The organism is Flavobacterium sp. GNP010, assembly GCF_056428945.1.
This window is the reverse complement of sequence record NZ_JBWJVK010000025.1, coordinates 40,324-56,181: the sequence shown is the minus strand read 5'-3', so window position 1 is coordinate 56,181 and position 15,858 is coordinate 40,324. Positions and strand designations below refer to the sequence as shown.

The window sequence follows — 15,858 nt, the reverse complement described above, 5'->3', positions numbered from 1 at the left end:
TTAAAAAATATTCCTGCTTCCGTTACTAAAGATAAAGCTATTTCTTTTGAAATAAAGCAAAAAAATTTTTATAAACTTAATTCAAAAGGTGTTATTACGATAATGCTTGAATCAATAATTGGAAAATCAGAAATCGAATGGTTAGCGAATAAAATTTGTGATGAAATATTTCATACAGCAGAGAAAGTTTTTATTTTCTATTATTTTGAAGATCAGAAAAATACTGAGGTCGCATGGGCAACATCGCATTTTACAAATGGGAAACTAGAAATCAATATAAATGATTTTATTTTATCAATGTAATTGCCTCCAGCAGCTAAGGATCATTGTGTGCTTAGCTCAAACAATGAAACCTGTGTAGAAAGGAACCGGAGGTGTTTAAACAAGAGGAATAATTGCAATTTAATCCTGTATATTTACTTTATGAATAACAAAATAAAGTCAGTCTGGAGGTTTTTAGAAGAACTGACGTAATAGGCAATACTAACGCAGACTGGAGAATCTAACGTAATTTTTATATTAAACTAAAATGAACATAAACTTTTCTTCTAACTTATTTCTTTGGTTACTATTAATAACTTTACCAGAAATGGTATTTTCTCAATCGGCTGACTTTACCATTCAAGATGTAAAGTTTGAAAGTCAGGGCGTCACTCTTGCAGGCTCAATTTTAACACCTAAAAAAACAGTTGCAGCAGTTGTAATTGTTCACGGGTCTGATCCTGTAAAAAGAGAAATGGACTTCGCAATACGTCTTGCCAAAGAAGGTGTTGCTGTATTGACATATGATAAACGTGGAGTTTGGGAATCGGGCGGTGTATATGTAGGGCCATCTGTTGGTACTAATAATATTGACACTACTAATCTTAATTTATTATCTCACGATGCAAGTGCAGCTGTAAACACATTTCGAACCTATTTGAAAGATAAAAAAACACCAATTGGATTAGTTGGTTTCAGTCAAGCAGGATGGATAATCCCAATTGCTGCAAACAAAAATCCACAAATCGAATTTATGGTTTTATTTAGTTGCCCTACAATTACAACTCTAGAACAACTTCGATTTCAGTTTTATACTAACGGCAGCAATAATTTTTGGGAAAATCATACAGAATCAGATGCTCGTGAAAATACTAAAAATGATCCAGACAGGTATCAATTCGTTGCGACTGACCCGAAAATTTCTCTGAATACTCTTTCAATTCCAGGACTTTGGCTTTTTGGTGAGAAAGATATACAGATTCCAGTAAAGTTGTGTATAGAGCAATTAAATACATTTAAAGCTCAAGGTAAACCTTTCGAATATACTTTGTTTTCTAAATTAGGACACAATACTTCTTCCGGCGATATTACAGAAACTGTTGCTATTTCAATTCAATGGATAAAACAGAAAACTTTTAACATTAAGAAGTCTAAAGTATCAAAATAAAGCACTGCCTACAACAGCAAGGGTTTCGTTGGGCTTGAAAAGCCAACAATGAAGCCTGTGTTGAACGGAAGCGTTTATAAGTTTTATTTCTCTGATTTGATCTCTTTTATCATACGCTCGAGTTTTTCTCGCTGTTGTTTTGCTTTTTCATCATATGAAAAGTTCTTTAAGTTTTATTTCTATATACTGAATCGCTTGTTTTGCCTGACTCATAGGATCGGTGGTTTCCTTTTTAATTTTTTCAACTTCAAATTCAAATTCACAAAAGAAAGCATCGCAATATATCTTCATATATGAGTTTTAGTTTACAAAATATCAAACTAAAGTATGCTATTATTACAGAGTTAAATCGTACGTAAAAGTTAATTGTTTTATAATGAATTGCCAAATTTTTATTAATGTCTTGATTTAATTGGTCTTGTCGAGCTTCATTTGATGCGCGTTTTTGAATTTATCCTTGAGGATCATCATATCATTGCTGATTTTTTTATCTAAAATCTTAGCATAATGTTGAGTAGTTTTTAAATTGGTATGTCCGAGCATTTTACTTACGGTTTCAATTGGCACACCATTGGAAAGTGTTACAGTTGTCGCAAAAGTATGGCGGGCGATGTGAAAGGTAAGTTCTTTATTGATGCCGCATACATCAGCAATTTCTTTTAGATAGGCGTTCATTTTTTGATTACTCAGAATAGGTAAAAGACGGTTTTCATTTACACAGGTTGGATGATTTTTGTATTTATCGACGATTTCCATTGCCATTGGTAATAATGGAATTTTGGAAGGGGTATCCGTTTTTTGTCGGTTTTTAAAAATCCATTTATCTCCATCTATACCCAAGCTAATGTGGTTTTTGTTTAATTGCTGTACATCGACGTAAGCTAATCCGGTAAAGCAGCTGAAAATAAATATATCGCGGACCAATTCCAATCGTTCCGAAACAAATTCTTTATTTATCATACTTTCTATTTCGTCTTCGTTTAAAAACTCTCTTATGACTTCTTTTACTTTGGCTTTGTAATTCGCAAATGGATTTTTGATTAGCCAGTCATTTGCAAGGCATTGATTGATGATTTTGTGGAAGTTTTTGACGTATTTAACTGCCGTGTTATTGTTGCACTTGCGAACACTACGCAGATAAAATTCATACTCCATGATAAAGGCATGGTCAATCTTCTCTATATTAATATCAGAAAGACTGTATTTCCAGTGAAGAAAGTCTTTGGTGTGTTTGAGTGAGGTTTTATATCGCTCTAGCGTTCCAGGGGCATATTCGAGACCCAAAAGCTCTTCTATTTTTCGGTTGTGCTCCTCGAAAATTGGAATTAACATTCGCTCCCGTTCTTTAATTCCGAGTAACTCATTTTTAAAAGTTTCAAAGTTTACTGGAATGTCTTTTTTGATTAAAATTTTCTCAATATTTAAAATCTTAGATTTTAAATGGTCAAGATGTCCATTGATTGAACGAGCTTCTTCCGAAGTTCCTCTCATTTTTGACATTTCAGAATGCCATTTTTCGGGATCAACAAACTTACCAGTACTGTTGTCTAATCGTTGTCGATTGATAGTAATTCTTTGAAAAATTGGGACTAGCCCTTGGGCGTTGACTTTTGCTCTTTTTACATAAAAAAGAATTGAAATTGGTGCATCCATGATGTGGTAACCTTTAAGTTAATAGAAATTTAAAAATTCCATCAACACAAAACAAGATGTTCATATAGTGAACTCCTTATTTTATCGGGGTTTCCAAAGGTAGGGGCACAATACATTTCATTTTACAATGTGCCCCTCGATGTGCCCCTTTTAGTATGAGAAACCATGAATAATTTGGATAGGCCTTAAAATGAAAAACCCTCTAAATCATACGATTTAAAGGGTTTTAGTTGGTTTTTTGAAATAACCAGCGGAGAAAGAGGGATTCGAACCCCCGGACCTGTTACAGTCAACAGTTTTCAAGACTGCCGCATTCGACCGCTCTGCCATTTCTCCAGTATGTCGCTTTCATTATCTGATTGCGAGTGCAAATATAAGAACCTTTTTTGGTTATACAAATCTATTTTTAGAAAAAAAACATCAATTTATTAGACTCATTTTTAAAGGTTTCATTTTCTTTACTTTAGAGACAACTTATTTTTTAAAAAAGCTAATAAAGATAGACTAATACTTTACGTATTCCGTTATTTCTAACCCATATCCAATCATCCCTACCCGTTTAGTACCTTCAGTATTGGATACTAATCTAATTTTTGAAATATCAATATCATGCAATATTTGTGCTCCAATACCAAAATCTTTACTATCGATGATAATTTTTGGTGCCTTCATAACTCCTTCGCTTTGTAATAATTTGAGTTCAGCTATTCGATTCAATAAATTTATTGATTGCATGTCTTGATTGATAAAAATCACAGCGCCTTTTCCTTCATCATTAATTACTCGGAACATATCATCCAATTGTTGATCTACATTGTTGGTCAATGTACCTAATAAATCATTGTTTACTTGCGAAGAATTGATTCTAGTTAAAATAGATTCACCCAAATTCCAAGTGCCTTTTGTCAAAGCAATATGAATTTGTTTATTGGTCGTCTGTTGGTATGCTCTTAGTCGAAATGTGCCAAAACGAGTCTCAATATCAAAATCTTCTTTTTTAACAATCAAACTGTCGTGTTGCATTCTATAGGCCACTAAGGCTTCGATGGAAACTAATTTTAAATCGAATTTTTTAGCCACTTCCACTAATTGCGGTAAACGTGCCATAGAACCATCTTCGTTCATAATTTCAACAATCACACCGGCTGATTTAAAACCGGCTAATCTTGCAAAATCTATAGCAGCTTCGGTATGTCCTGTTCTTCTTAATACGCCACCTTGTTTGGCTATAAGCGGGAATATGTGTCCAGGACGTGCTAAATCATGTGGTTTAGTTTTAGAATCAACCAAAGATAAAATCGTTTTTGCTCTATCTCCGGCTGATATTCCTGTAGTCACACCGTTACCTCTTAAATCTACCGAAACCGTAAATGCAGTTTCCATCGGGTCGGTGTTGTTACTCACCATAACATGCAATCCTAATTCTTTGCATCGGCTTTCTGTTAGTGGAGCACAAATTAATCCTCGACCGTGTGTAGCCATGAAATTGATCATTTCTGGTGTCACTTTTTCAGCAGCAGCCAAAAAATCTCCTTCATTTTCACGATCCTCATCGTCAACAACTATTATTATTTTTCCTTGACGAATATCTTCAATAGCCTCTTCAATAGTGTTGAGTTGTATGTTGTTTGTAATCATTTGTATTGTTAATTTTGTGACGGGAATATTTTTTTTATTACTTTTTGGAATGGCGCCAAAATGACATCCATGTTGATTAATCCAATATCATTTGTAGCCCTATAGGTTAATAAAACAGCTAATGGTGTTAGTATAAATGAGGACAACCAAGAACCCATAAAAGGTGTCATTCCATTTTCCTGTGCTAATCTTTTTCCAAAAGTATTGATAAAGTGAAAGGTGATAAAAATTAAAATAGCAAAAACTATAGGAAGTCCTAAGCCTCCTTTTCTAATAATTGCTCCTAGCGGCGCTCCAATGAAAAACATTAGAAAACAAGCATATACAATAACGAATTTATCGTAAAATGCCAATAAATGTTTATTGATATTCTTTTGTTTATTGTCTAATTCTGATTTGGTGGATTCTATAGCGTACGCTATGCTTGTTTGATTACTCACTGCTATTTTCAAGATATCTGATTGTTGTTTTAATGTATACAAAGACAGGATATCTTTAGGAAGTGGTTTTCTTTTTTTTCCGTTAGCTATTTTTTTATTTATTGGAATTGCTATTCGGGAGTTACTATTTTCCGAAAACGAAATAATATCCGTTTTCATATTCTTATTTAATGAATCTAAGGTATAATTCAATTCATTTACAGTAAGCATGGTGTTCGTATTCGCAACACTTTCATCTGTGATATCGGTCTTATTTAATTCAGATAGATCAATATTAATGATTTGTTTTTTAAAGGAACTTTTAGCGAAAGGTAATTTGCTACGATCTTCGTATTTTTTTGGAACAATATCTTCATAATAGTACCCATCATTTAGCACTAATTGCAAAATACTCGATTCTTCACTACTAATTAGTTCTCCATCTTTCGCCTTTATTACGGTTTTACTTCCGTCTCCAATCTTAGATTTTTTATGAATTGTCACACCAGTTAGGATATTTCCTTGTTCACCGGATTTTTTATTTACCTTAATATTATAAAAGCCCACATCGTTAAACTGACCTTCGGCTATAGCCAATGCGGGTTTGACTTGTGCAATGTTTTTTCTGAAATTGATAAATTTATACTCCGCATAGGGAATAACATTATTCGAAAAAAAGAAGGCTACAATACTTAATAAAACGATGAATACTGTCAAACTTCTCATGGCTCTTTGCAAAGAAATTCCGGAAGATTTCATAGCTGCAAATTCATAATTTTCGGCTAAATTTCCAAAAGTCATTATGGAGGCCAATAGTATAGAAAGCGGCAATACTAGTGGTACAATTCTAGGCATAGAAAAGGCCAAGAATTTAATAATCATCACTAAGTCTAAATCTTTGCCAGCCAATTCTGATATAAATAACCAGACCGTTTGAAGTATGAAAATGAAAAACAGGATTACAAATACCGTAGCAAATGTAGTCAGGAATGTTTTTAATAAGTATTTGTCAAGAATTTTCACCTAATAAATTAATCTAATTTGTTGATGTAGTAATTTGGATATTTACTTTCCGCAAATGTAAATTGATTTTTTGACAAAGGTTGGTTGGTTTTGAAAGAATTAACCGTTAATGTTGTTTTTGTACCTTTTTTACCTACTTCAATTAGGTTATAGATGTGTTTTGTTTGAATATCAATTCCCAATAGTACCTCTTTGCGTTGATCTCTAGAACTCGTAGGTACCAATTTAATATACTGAATTTTGCGGCCTTTTACGTTTTGTAAAATATCCATATTGTATTTGTAACCCGTATTAAAAAAAGTTAACATTTTTGACGGAGTAATGGCACTATCATCTTTTTCATTGACCTTAGATATCGTAATTTCCTCATCTTCTGGAACAATAGTGAATGTTTTTTTACCGTCAAAAATTTTAGTTACTCCCATGAAATTCAATACATATTGATTGCCTTTCATGGTTACATTTCCTTTACTATCCTGATTGATATTTTCTTTTGCATTATTCAGCGAATACTTGAAATCAATTACAATTGTACTATAACTTTTAACTTTAGCAGTAACTTGATCTAAAAGTTCTTTTGCTTTTTTATCTTGTGCTTGAATTGAGAAACTAAAAAATAATAATGCTGCAATTAAAAGAAATTTTTTGCCCATACTTTCGGTATTATTTTTTTTTAATTCTTGAATTTTTGATTTCATGGTATTAATTGTTTTGTTCATTGTTGAAAAATTGATCAAGAGAACTCATGTCTAGAATATTTACACTTCGTGCTTTACTTCCTTCAAAAGGGCCCACAATTCCTGCAGCTTCGAGTTGATCAATCAATCGGCCTGCTCTGTTGTAGCCTAATTTTAGTTTACGTTGTAACAACGAAGCAGAACCTTGCTGTGCATTTACAATGATTTCAGCTGCTTCTCTAAACAATGTGTCTCTGTCAGAAATATCCATATCAAGATTAATGCCACTTTCCTCACCAACAAACTCAGGAAGTAAATAAGCCGTTGCATATGCTTTTTGAGAACCTATAAAATCAGTTATTTTTTCTACTTCGGGTGTGTCAATAAAGGCACATTGTACTCGAACAACATCATTACCATTGGTGTAAAGCATATCCCCTCTTCCTATCAATTGATCGGCACCTTGAGTATCCAGAATCGTTCTGGAATCAATTTTTGAGGTTACTCTAAAAGCTATTCTAGCTGGGAAATTGGCTTTTATTAAACCTGTTATTACATTTACGGATGGTCTTTGTGTTGCGATAATTAAGTGAATTCCAATGGCTCGTGCCAATTGTGCCAATCGTGCAATAGGAACTTCTACTTCTTTACCAGCAGTCATAATCAAATCGGCAAACTCATCTACTACAAGAACGATGTAAGGTAAAAATCGGTGTCCGTTTTCAGGATTTAATTTTCGAGCTTTAAATTTATCATTGTATTCTTTGATGTTACGCACCATCGCATCTTTCAATAATGAATACCTATTGTCCATTTCTACACAAAGGGAATTCAATGTATTGACCACTTTAGCATTATCAGTGATGATTGCGTCATCCATATCTGGAAGTTTGGCTAAATAATGTCTTTCTATTTTATTAAAAAGTGTAAGCTCTACTTTTTTAGGATCGACCAAAACAAACTTCACCTCAGCTGGATGTTTTTTGTACAAAAGTGATGTTAAAACCGCATTCAAACCTACAGACTTTCCTTGACCTGTAGCTCCTGCCATCAATAAGTGCGGCATCTTGGCTAAATCAACTACAAACGTTTCGTTCGAAATTGTTTTTCCAAGAGCGATTGGCAATTCCATTTCAGCCTCTTGAAATTTAGCTGAGCCAATAACACTTTTCATAGAAACCATCGTTGGATTTTTATTAGGAACTTCGATTCCAATAGTTCCTTTTCCTGGAATAGGCGCAATAATTCGAATTCCTAATGCCGAGAGCGATAAAGCAATATCATCCTCTAAACTCTTAATTTTCGAAATACGAATTCCTGCTTCTGGTACAATTTCATATAATGTAACCGATGGACCAACGGTCGCTTTAATTTGTGCAATTTCTATTTTGTAATTGCGCAGTGTATCTACAATTCGGTTTTTATTCTCTTCTAACTCTTCTTGGTTGATTGTAATTCCACCAGTAGAATATTCTTTTAATAAATCTAAAGTCGGAAATTTAAAATTAGATAAATCCAAAGTCGGGTCAAACAATCCAAAATCAGCCACTAATCGTGAAGCTAAATTTTCCTCAATAATATCTTCTTCTGGAGCAGTTTCTATAACAAACGACTCATTACTAGCTACACTAATTTCTGGATTTACAACTGGTGTAACTTGCATGGCAAGCGGCTTTACAACAGGATCTCTATTAATATCCGATGAATTACTAATAGTAGGTTTTAATGCCTCTTTGTTAATTTCAAATTGTGAGCCATTGGTTTTTAAATGAATCTCGTCTACATCATCAACAGCAACGGCAAATTCTTCTAAATTATAACCGCTATTGCTATTATTAATTGGATTAGAAATTGGGGGACCTTGTGTTTCTTTTTTGGTAGTATCAAAAAACGACTGAATACGCTCTGGTGAGAGTTTGATTTTGAAAATAATATAAATGATTAACCCAAATATCAAAATCAATAATGTACCTGTCTTCCCAATATAATCTTGTAGTAATAAATTCAATTCATAACCAATAGTTCCGCCTAGTTCAGGTAAGGAGGTAGCAAAAAATCCAAATAAAACGGATAAAATAATAATCACGAATAAATCCCAAAACCAGATATTTTTTAATTTTCTAGTAGGAATTCCGAGTATTAAATAAAGGCCTGTTAAAAAAAACAAGCGCACTATTATAAAAGCTGCTACCCCAAATCCTTTATAAATAAGAATGTGAGCTAAGAAAGCGCCAAATTTACCCAGCCAATTCTGAACGATTTCATCTCTATTTTGCAGTTCATTAACAGCACTTTGATCTTGTTGTCCATAAATAAAAAAAGAAATAAACGCCACTAATAGCGCTATCGAAAACAATACTAATAGTGCTCCAAAAACAATTTTATGTTGTTTAGTAATTTTTAATGGATGAACTGACTCTGTTTTTGTGCCGCTCGCTTTGTCTGAAGCTGTTGCTTTTTTTATTTTTGCCATTCTTGAATTGGATAATTTCTAAAGAAATAATGGGAGATAAATGATTAAACCGATAGCAAATGCTGTTAAAGCGGCAAAAAATACCGCTCCAGCAGCAATGTCTTTTATAAAGCCAATTCTTTCATGAAAATCGGGATGTATAAAATCAGCCATTTTTTCAACGGCAGTGTTTAGGCCTTCCACACTTAAAACCAACCCAATAGCCAGTATTTGAAAAAGCCAATCCGTTTTGGAAATATCAAAATAAAAACCTGCGATAGTGACAACTATTCCAAGAGAACATTGTACCATTATACTGTGTTCAGTAGTAATCAGTTTTAAAGCTCCTGCAATCGCATATCTGAAGCTTTTTAATCTTCCGTAGAAAAAAGTATTGTCTTTTTGAAATTCCATTAAATACGATTAAAGTACCGCTAAAGCAGCTTCGTAATTGGGTTCATCTGCAATTTCAGTAACTTGCTCTGTATGTGTAATAGTTCCATTTTCGTCAACAACAATAACTACTCTGGAATGCAATCCAGCCAATGGCCCATCTGTAATTTCTAAACCATTTGTTTTACCAAAACTTCCTTCAGGAAAATCTGATAAGTTCATCACGTTTTCAAGACCTTCGGCTCCACAAAAACGACTTTGAGCAAAAGGCAAATCTCTAGAAATACAAAGAACGATCGTGTTTTCTAAAGCACTAGCACTTTCGTTAAATTTACGAACAGATGCTGCACATGTTCCTGTATCTACGCTAGGGAAAATATTTAAAACCAGTTTTTTGCCTAAAAAATCACTTGCCGAAGCAATGGAAAGGTCATTTTTAACTAATTTAAAATCAGCTAATTTAGTACCTACTTTTGGTAATTCACCTGAGGTGTGTATTGGATTTCCTCCTAATGTTATTGAAGCCATGTTTTTTATTTAATTGTGAGGTTCAAAAGTATGAAAATTAATTCAGATTTAATCTTCAATTATTGGTTTATAGTTTGATTTTTTTGAAAGATAATGCTAGTCTCAATAGGTCTTTTGTTGCAACTGAAATCAATTTTTCAATGAAATTACTACCATTAGATTTAACATACAGTGTATCACATGAATTCATAAAATTCAAAAGGGCGTCCGTTTTATTTAAAACGAACGCCCTTTCTTTGAAACAAACAATTAACTAACTTTTACTTTGATTCCTGAAATAACAACGATGCAGAGTTCATACAATATCTAAGTCCAGTAGGATTGGGACCATCATCAAAAAGATGTCCCAAATGACCATCGCAGCGTGCACATACTATTTCGCCCCGAACCATTCCCAAACTTTTGTCAGCAACCTCTTTTATTCTATTACTATTTATTGGTGCATAAAAACTTGGCCATCCCGTTCCTGAATTAAATTTTGTTTTGGATGAAAACAGTGGCAATTTACATCCTGCACAAAAATAATGTCCTTTTTTGTGGTTGTCATTGTATTTGTTTTGAAAAGGACGTTCGGTACCTTTCTCGCGTAAGATGAAATACTGTTCTGTTGTTAAAATTTTTCTCCAAGATGCATTTGTTTTAACAACCTTTTTCAAAGAAATATCAGTCAATGACAGTAACGGATTTTTTTGGTTAGTTTCGCTAACAACACTTGATGTTCTCTCTTTTTCATTTGCCTGTATGCACGCCATGAAACTAAAAATCACTAGCGGAAGTGCAAAAAAATATTGGAATCGTTTCATAATTTAATGATTAGGTTTTAATTTTCCTTTGTATGATGCTATAAAAGAATTGTATCGTGGCATTGAAACCCCTTGTACGTATGGCTCGTTGGGATTGTTAACTACATAATCCTGATGGTAGGCTTCCGCTTGATAAAAATCTGCAGTTGGTTTTATTTCCGTTACTATTGGAGCATCAAAAACACTATTAGCAGTAAGCTCCTCGATTTTATCCTCAATTATTTTTTTCTCTAATGCATTAGAATAGAAAGCAATTGATCGGTACGAAGATCCGCGGTCAGGTCCTTGCTGATCCGGTGTTGTGGGATCGTGAGAAGCAAAAAAAATAGCCACTAATTCTTTGTATGAAACTACTTTTGGATCATAAAAAACAGCTACTGATTCTGCATGCCCGGTTCTATTTGAACTTACATATTCATAGTACGGATTTTTAACAGTACCACCTGAATAACCTGAAATTACTTCCTCCACTCCTACTATTGCTTCAAAAACGTGTTCGCTACACCAAAAACAACCAGAGGCAAAAACTGCAATTGCTTTTCCTTTTTGTGGCGCAAGTGACAACTTTTCAGTTTTAGAGTTACAACCCATAATCACCATTAAAACTAAGATACAAACTGTGAATTTCATACTATTCTTTTTACTGATTTCTCATTCGATGATTTAAATGAGATTCTGAACAATTCGTTTTTGATTGTTTGTCAACACACTTTTCAATCGTTTAATATACTGTAATATACGGCCTATTTGTGTTTTTAGTTTGCTTCTAAGTCCTAAATTTTTGTTAGTTTTTTTAAAGTACATTTTACAGTATTTTTTTTTCAAGTAAACTATCAGGCAACACACATAGCCAAACACTATTTTTAAAATTAAAGTTGCTGTATCAATGCAGCTAAATTTTAAACTATAATATTGATTCTTATAAAATGGTAGAGTTAACAGAATTTATTTTATATTTATTATTACAAAATCCATTTAAGAAACAAACCAATTCATTAAAATGTTTTGTTTTCAATTTTACTCCATAACAATAAAATAAAAAATCAAACTATGAAAAAATTGTCAATTACGATATTGTTTTTATTACAATTGCATGCTGCTATCGCTCAAAATAAAAGTGAGGATGTGACTCTTACCGATATGTTAAAAATTAAAACAGTTGGAAACATTACCGTATCTAAAGATGGAAAACGAGCTGCTTTTACGGTAAATACAATTGAAAATGATGAAAATAACAAGCTGGATTACAAATATCGTTCACAAATTTTCACCACAACAATTTTAGAAAATAATACACCCGTACAATTAACCACTCATAAAGATGGAGCTACAAAACCAGCTTGGAGTCCTGATGGCAAGCAAATAGCTTTTACTCGATCTGTTGAAGAAAAAAATCAAATATTCATCTTGTCTATGGAAGGTGGTGAGCCTATACAATTGACGAAAGATAAATACGGCGCAAGCAATCCTAAATGGTCTCCAGACGGCAAAAAAATACTGTTTTCATCCAGCATACCATTACGCGATTTACTGCAAGACTCTATATTGAATCCTTCAAAATCTATTCCCACTTGGAAGATGGAAAAGCCTGGTTTTGACAAAAACGAGCATTTACTAACCAATAAAGACAAACCAAATCCAAACGGAAATTTAGCCGAAATTAGAGCGTATCTGGATAAAAATGCAACCGATAAAAAAGCAATTGTGCTTAATAAATTGAATTTTCAAAGTGAATCAAACATTTCATCAGAAATGAATTTCAATCACTTTTTTGAAATAAATGTATCTAAAGACGCTGTTCCGAGACTACTTACAAATGGCTTTTATAATTTTAGCACTGCTGATTACACGCCAAGCGGGAAACAAATAATTTTATCGGGTGATGTAGATACTTCAGAAAATCAAGATCGATCCTTGGAAAGTGAAATTTTCATTATGGATGCAGATGGAGGAAATTTCAAAATGCTATTGGGAGAGGATGGAAAAAGATACAATAGCGCTTCACTTTCACCATCGGGAAAATGGTTGGCTTTTCTATCCAGCACTACCTCATTCATATCCGTACCGTCACTATCGATAATGCCACTTAATGGTACTGAAAAAGATATTATAACTATTCCTTTTGATCGAAACAAATCAAATTTTATTTGGAGTAAGGATGACAAATACTTGTATTTTACCGCTCAAATGAACGGCGGTAACGTGCTACACAAGCTCAACACATTAACTCAAAAAATAGAGACTCTTTCAAGCACTGATACTGGAATATCCAGTTTCGATATTGCAAATAATACAATTGTTTATTCAAAAACTCAAGTATCAAATCCATCTGAATTATATTTTGCTGAAGCCAATTTCAAAAATGAGAAAAAAGTTAGCTCCTTTAATGATTGGGTTACTGCTAAAAAATTATCTTATCCAGAAAAGAAAACATTCCAAAACGAATTAGGAATGACAGTAGAATATTGGATTATGAAACCATCTAACTATAAACCAGGAGAGAAATATCCTTTATTACTAGAAATTCACGGAGGTCCATCAGCTATGTGGGGACCTGGTGAAGAAAGTATGTGGCACGAGTACCAATATTTTTGTAGTAAAGGATACGGAATAGTGTACAGTAATCCGAGAGGCTCTGGTGGTTATGGATTGGATTTTTTGAGAGGGAATATCAACGATTGGGGCACAGGTCCGGCAAGTGATGTACTGACAGCACTGGATAAAACCGTGCAAGAAGGCTGGGCAGATCCGTCTAAGTTACTCATTACTGGTGGTTCTTATGCAGGATATTTGACCGCATGGATTATCAGTCATGACAATCGCTTCAAAGCAGCATGTGCGCAACGAGGTGTTTATGATTTGAATACTTTTTTTGGCGAAGGTAACGCTTGGCGACTGGTACCCAATTATTTTAGTGGCTATCCTTGGGAACCAAAAGTAAAAGAGATTTTAACACGTGAATCTCCTATGAATTATGTTCAAAATATTACAACACCTTTTATCATTTTTCATGGAGGTAATGATCGAAGAACTGGATTTATTCAAGCTGAAATGTTGTTTCGAAGCCTAAAAGTACTAGACCGTCCAGTAGAATTTGTAGTACATCCCGGTGCCACTCATGAAATTACTCGAGCTGGTGATAATCGTCAGCGTATGGATCAAATGCTGAGAACGTATGAGTTTTTTGAAAGAACAATCGACAAAAAATAAAATTATATACTTACATCTAAGTGGCAAGAAAGATATATTATCGCAATTATTAAAAAGAGTTTTTGCCACAGATTGAAAGGGTTAAGAAGATTTTTAAAATTACAAAATGAATTAATCTGTGCTAATCTGTGAAATCTATAGCAAATAAATTTAGAGCTTCATTAAAATACTACATTAAATTTTACCCATTAGATAGAACTAAAAATTAATACCTTTTTCCTAAACAAAAATCCCTGTCAAATTTATTTTGACAGGGATTTTTCGTTTCAAAAGCATCTTTTATAATGTAGCCATATCAATAACAAATCGATACCGCACATCGCCCTTTTCCATTCGCTTATAGGCATCATGAATGTTTTTGATATCAATCATTTCAATATCTGAAACTATATTATGTTCTGCGCAATAATCTAACATTTCTTGTGTTTCTGGTAATCCTCCGATGAGGGAACCTGCCAGACTCCTTCTCCCGCCTATGAGGCTAAAAGCATGCACCTGATACGGAGTTGGAGGAACTCCAACGCAAATATGAACACCATTAACTCGCAATAATGACAAATACAAATTTAAGTCATGCGGCGCAGAAACGGTATCTAAAATAAAATCGAAGGAACCAGCAACGCTAGCTAGTTGTTTTTCGTCTTTGGTTACGATAAAATTATGAGCACCCAGTTTTTTCGCATCTGCTTCTTTGTTTGCAGATGTACTCAATACTGTAACCTCAGCACCAAAAGCAACACCAAATTTAACGGCCATGTGTCCTAAACCTCCTAAACCCAGAACAGCTAATTTATGACCTTTCCCTACTTTCCAATGTTTTAATGGCGAATACGTCGTAATTCCGGCACATAATAATGGTGCAACAGCAGCTAGATCTAGTGTATCAGAGATATGCAAAACAAAATCTTCGTGAACTACAATTGTATCTGAATAACCACCGTACGTAGGAGTTACCCCATCTTGACCTAATGCGTTGTAAGTATCCGTTCGCCCTTTTATACAAAATTGCTCTAAGCCCTCTTTACAATTCTCACAACTTCTACAGGAATCTACCAAACAACCCGTTCCTGCTAAGTCTCCAACTTTAAACTTCTTAACGTGACTACCTACTTGAACTACTTTCCCCACAATTTCGTGTCCCGGAACCATTGGATAAATAGAGCCTCCCCAATCGTTTTTTATTTGATGCAAATCACTGTGGCAAACTCCACAAAAATGAATATCAAATTGCACATCGTGTGGTCCTAATTCTCGTCGTTCAAAATTCCAAGGCGCTAAATCTGTGGTCGCATCCTGTACTGCATATCCTTTTGATGGTATCATAATTTTTAAATTTTAAGTTATGCTAAATTACGGAATTACGGAATGTGTTTTTATCTAGTATTTGATAATGTTTCCATAAATTAATACTGGCTGTATGAATAGAAAACAATTAACTCAATACATAATTTGGATAAATTAAATGAAGTTTAAACCTGATACAATTAGTCTATTTTAAAAACAAAAATAAGCTCTTTCTACCATACCTATAGTATTTTCGTAGTGTTAAAGAAAGAGACAAAGACGGTTTACATTATTTTTTACACCAAAAAACTAACGATTATTGGTTTTGAATGTGTCCGAATTCAATAAA

At 33.6% G+C, this 15,858-nt stretch carries 14 protein-coding genes and 1 tRNA gene; 3 read left to right on the top strand and 12 right to left on the bottom strand.

Going from position 1 to position 15,858, the window contains the following annotated elements:
* Together AC061C_RS11475 and AC061C_RS11470 are read left to right on the top strand one after the other, a co-directional pair.
* Positions 1 to 303, top strand: a 303-nt coding sequence (locus AC061C_RS11475; RefSeq protein WP_478291287.1) for a hypothetical protein, incomplete at its 5' end; no start/stop codon positions are given.
* Between the two features lie 226 nt (positions 304 to 529).
* Positions 530 to 1,429 (top strand): alpha/beta hydrolase family protein, encoded by a 900-nt coding sequence (locus AC061C_RS11470; RefSeq protein ID WP_478291286.1) that lies wholly within the window; start codon positions 530 to 532, stop codon positions 1,427 to 1,429.
* Between the two features lie 150 nt (positions 1,430 to 1,579).
* On the opposite strand, the gene AC061C_RS11465 is transcribed toward AC061C_RS11470, so the two are convergent.
* The 11 genes from AC061C_RS11465 to msrA all read right to left on the bottom strand — a co-directional run bounded on the left by AC061C_RS11465 (position 1,580) and on the right by msrA (position 11,645).
* Entirely contained in the window at positions 1,580 to 1,720 is a 141-nt protein-coding gene (locus AC061C_RS11465) for a hypothetical protein (RefSeq protein ID WP_478291285.1), read from the bottom strand.
* Positions 1,721 to 1,837: 117 nt separating this feature from the next.
* Complete coding sequence (locus tag AC061C_RS11460) at positions 1,838 to 3,082, bottom strand: site-specific integrase (protein ID WP_478291284.1); 1,245 nt, start codon at positions 3,080 to 3,082, stop codon at positions 1,838 to 1,840.
* Positions 3,083 to 3,333: 251 nt separating this feature from the next.
* Positions 3,334 to 3,418, bottom strand: a tRNA-Ser gene (locus AC061C_RS11455).
* A 168-nt stretch (positions 3,419 to 3,586) separates the two neighbouring features.
* Positions 3,587 to 4,720 carry a 3,4-dihydroxy-2-butanone-4-phosphate synthase gene (gene ribB, locus AC061C_RS11450; protein WP_417944155.1) on the bottom strand — a complete coding sequence of 378 codons (1,134 nt, stop codon included), beginning with the start codon at positions 4,718 to 4,720 and terminating at the stop codon, positions 3,587 to 3,589.
* 8 nt (positions 4,721 to 4,728) lie between these two features.
* Entirely contained in the window at positions 4,729 to 6,162 is a 1,434-nt protein-coding gene (locus AC061C_RS11445; protein ID WP_478291283.1) for an LptF/LptG family permease, read from the bottom strand.
* Between the two features lie 8 nt (positions 6,163 to 6,170).
* A complete protein-coding gene (lolA1, locus tag AC061C_RS11440) occupies positions 6,171 to 6,860 on the bottom strand; it encodes an outer membrane lipoprotein periplasmic chaperone LolA1 (protein ID WP_417944159.1) in 690 nt (229 codons plus the stop codon).
* 4 nt (positions 6,861 to 6,864) lie between these two features.
* Positions 6,865 to 9,312, bottom strand: coding sequence for a DNA translocase FtsK (locus AC061C_RS11435; RefSeq protein WP_478291282.1), 2,448 nt, complete (start codon positions 9,310 to 9,312; stop codon positions 6,865 to 6,867).
* Between the two features lie 18 nt (positions 9,313 to 9,330).
* Positions 9,331 to 9,705, bottom strand: a complete 375-nt coding sequence (locus AC061C_RS11430) for a diacylglycerol kinase family protein (RefSeq protein ID WP_417944161.1) — start codon at positions 9,703 to 9,705, stop codon at positions 9,331 to 9,333.
* A gap of 9 nt (positions 9,706 to 9,714) precedes the next feature.
* Positions 9,715 to 10,212 (bottom strand): thiol peroxidase, encoded by a 498-nt coding sequence (gene tpx, locus AC061C_RS11425; RefSeq protein WP_478291281.1) that lies wholly within the window; start codon positions 10,210 to 10,212, stop codon positions 9,715 to 9,717.
* Positions 10,213 to 10,472: 260 nt separating this feature from the next.
* Complete coding sequence (msrB, locus tag AC061C_RS11420) at positions 10,473 to 11,015, bottom strand: peptide-methionine (R)-S-oxide reductase MsrB (protein WP_478291280.1); 543 nt, start codon at positions 11,013 to 11,015, stop codon at positions 10,473 to 10,475.
* Positions 11,016 to 11,018: 3 nt separating this feature from the next.
* The gene (gene msrA / locus AC061C_RS11415; RefSeq protein WP_478291279.1) at positions 11,019 to 11,645 is read right to left on the bottom strand and encodes a peptide-methionine (S)-S-oxide reductase MsrA; all 627 of its coding nucleotides are present in this window, start codon (positions 11,643 to 11,645) and stop codon (positions 11,019 to 11,021) included.
* A gap of 420 nt (positions 11,646 to 12,065) precedes the next feature.
* Between msrA and AC061C_RS11410 the strand changes: the two genes are divergently transcribed.
* Positions 12,066 to 14,225, top strand: coding sequence for a S9 family peptidase (locus AC061C_RS11410; RefSeq protein ID WP_478291278.1), 2,160 nt, complete (start codon positions 12,066 to 12,068; stop codon positions 14,223 to 14,225).
* 279 nt (positions 14,226 to 14,504) lie between these two features.
* Here AC061C_RS11410 and AC061C_RS11405 read toward each other — a convergent pair whose 3' ends face one another.
* Positions 14,505 to 15,548 (bottom strand): NAD(P)-dependent alcohol dehydrogenase, encoded by a 1,044-nt coding sequence (locus AC061C_RS11405; RefSeq protein WP_417979512.1) that lies wholly within the window; start codon positions 15,546 to 15,548, stop codon positions 14,505 to 14,507.
* Positions 15,549 to 15,858 lie beyond the last annotated feature (310 nt).

Coding starts and splice junctions, on each gene's coding strand:
- AC061C_RS11405 (WP_417979512.1), bottom strand. CDS start 15,548: ATGATACCATCAAAAGGATATGCAGTACAGGATGCGACCACAGATTTA.
- AC061C_RS11465 (WP_478291285.1), bottom strand. CDS start 1,720: ATGAAGATATATTGCGATGCTTTCTTTTGTGAATTTGAATTTGAAGTT.
- AC061C_RS11435 (WP_478291282.1), bottom strand. CDS start 9,312: ATGGCAAAAATAAAAAAAGCAACAGCTTCAGACAAAGCGAGCGGCACA.
- lolA1 (WP_417944159.1), bottom strand. CDS start 6,860: ATGAAATCAAAAATTCAAGAATTAAAAAAAAATAATACCGAAAGTATG.
- tpx (WP_478291281.1), bottom strand. CDS start 10,212: ATGGCTTCAATAACATTAGGAGGAAATCCAATACACACCTCAGGTGAA.
- AC061C_RS11470 (WP_478291286.1), top strand. CDS start 530: ATGAACATAAACTTTTCTTCTAACTTATTTCTTTGGTTACTATTAATA.
- AC061C_RS11430 (WP_417944161.1), bottom strand. CDS start 9,705: ATGGAATTTCAAAAAGACAATACTTTTTTCTACGGAAGATTAAAAAGC.
- ribB (WP_417944155.1), bottom strand. CDS start 4,720: ATGATTACAAACAACATACAACTCAACACTATTGAAGAGGCTATTGAA.
- msrA (WP_478291279.1), bottom strand. CDS start 11,645: ATGAAATTCACAGTTTGTATCTTAGTTTTAATGGTGATTATGGGTTGT.
- AC061C_RS11410 (WP_478291278.1), top strand. CDS start 12,066: ATGAAAAAATTGTCAATTACGATATTGTTTTTATTACAATTGCATGCT.
- msrB (WP_478291280.1), bottom strand. CDS start 11,015: ATGAAACGATTCCAATATTTTTTTGCACTTCCGCTAGTGATTTTTAGT.
- AC061C_RS11460 (WP_478291284.1), bottom strand. CDS start 3,082: ATGGATGCACCAATTTCAATTCTTTTTTATGTAAAAAGAGCAAAAGTC.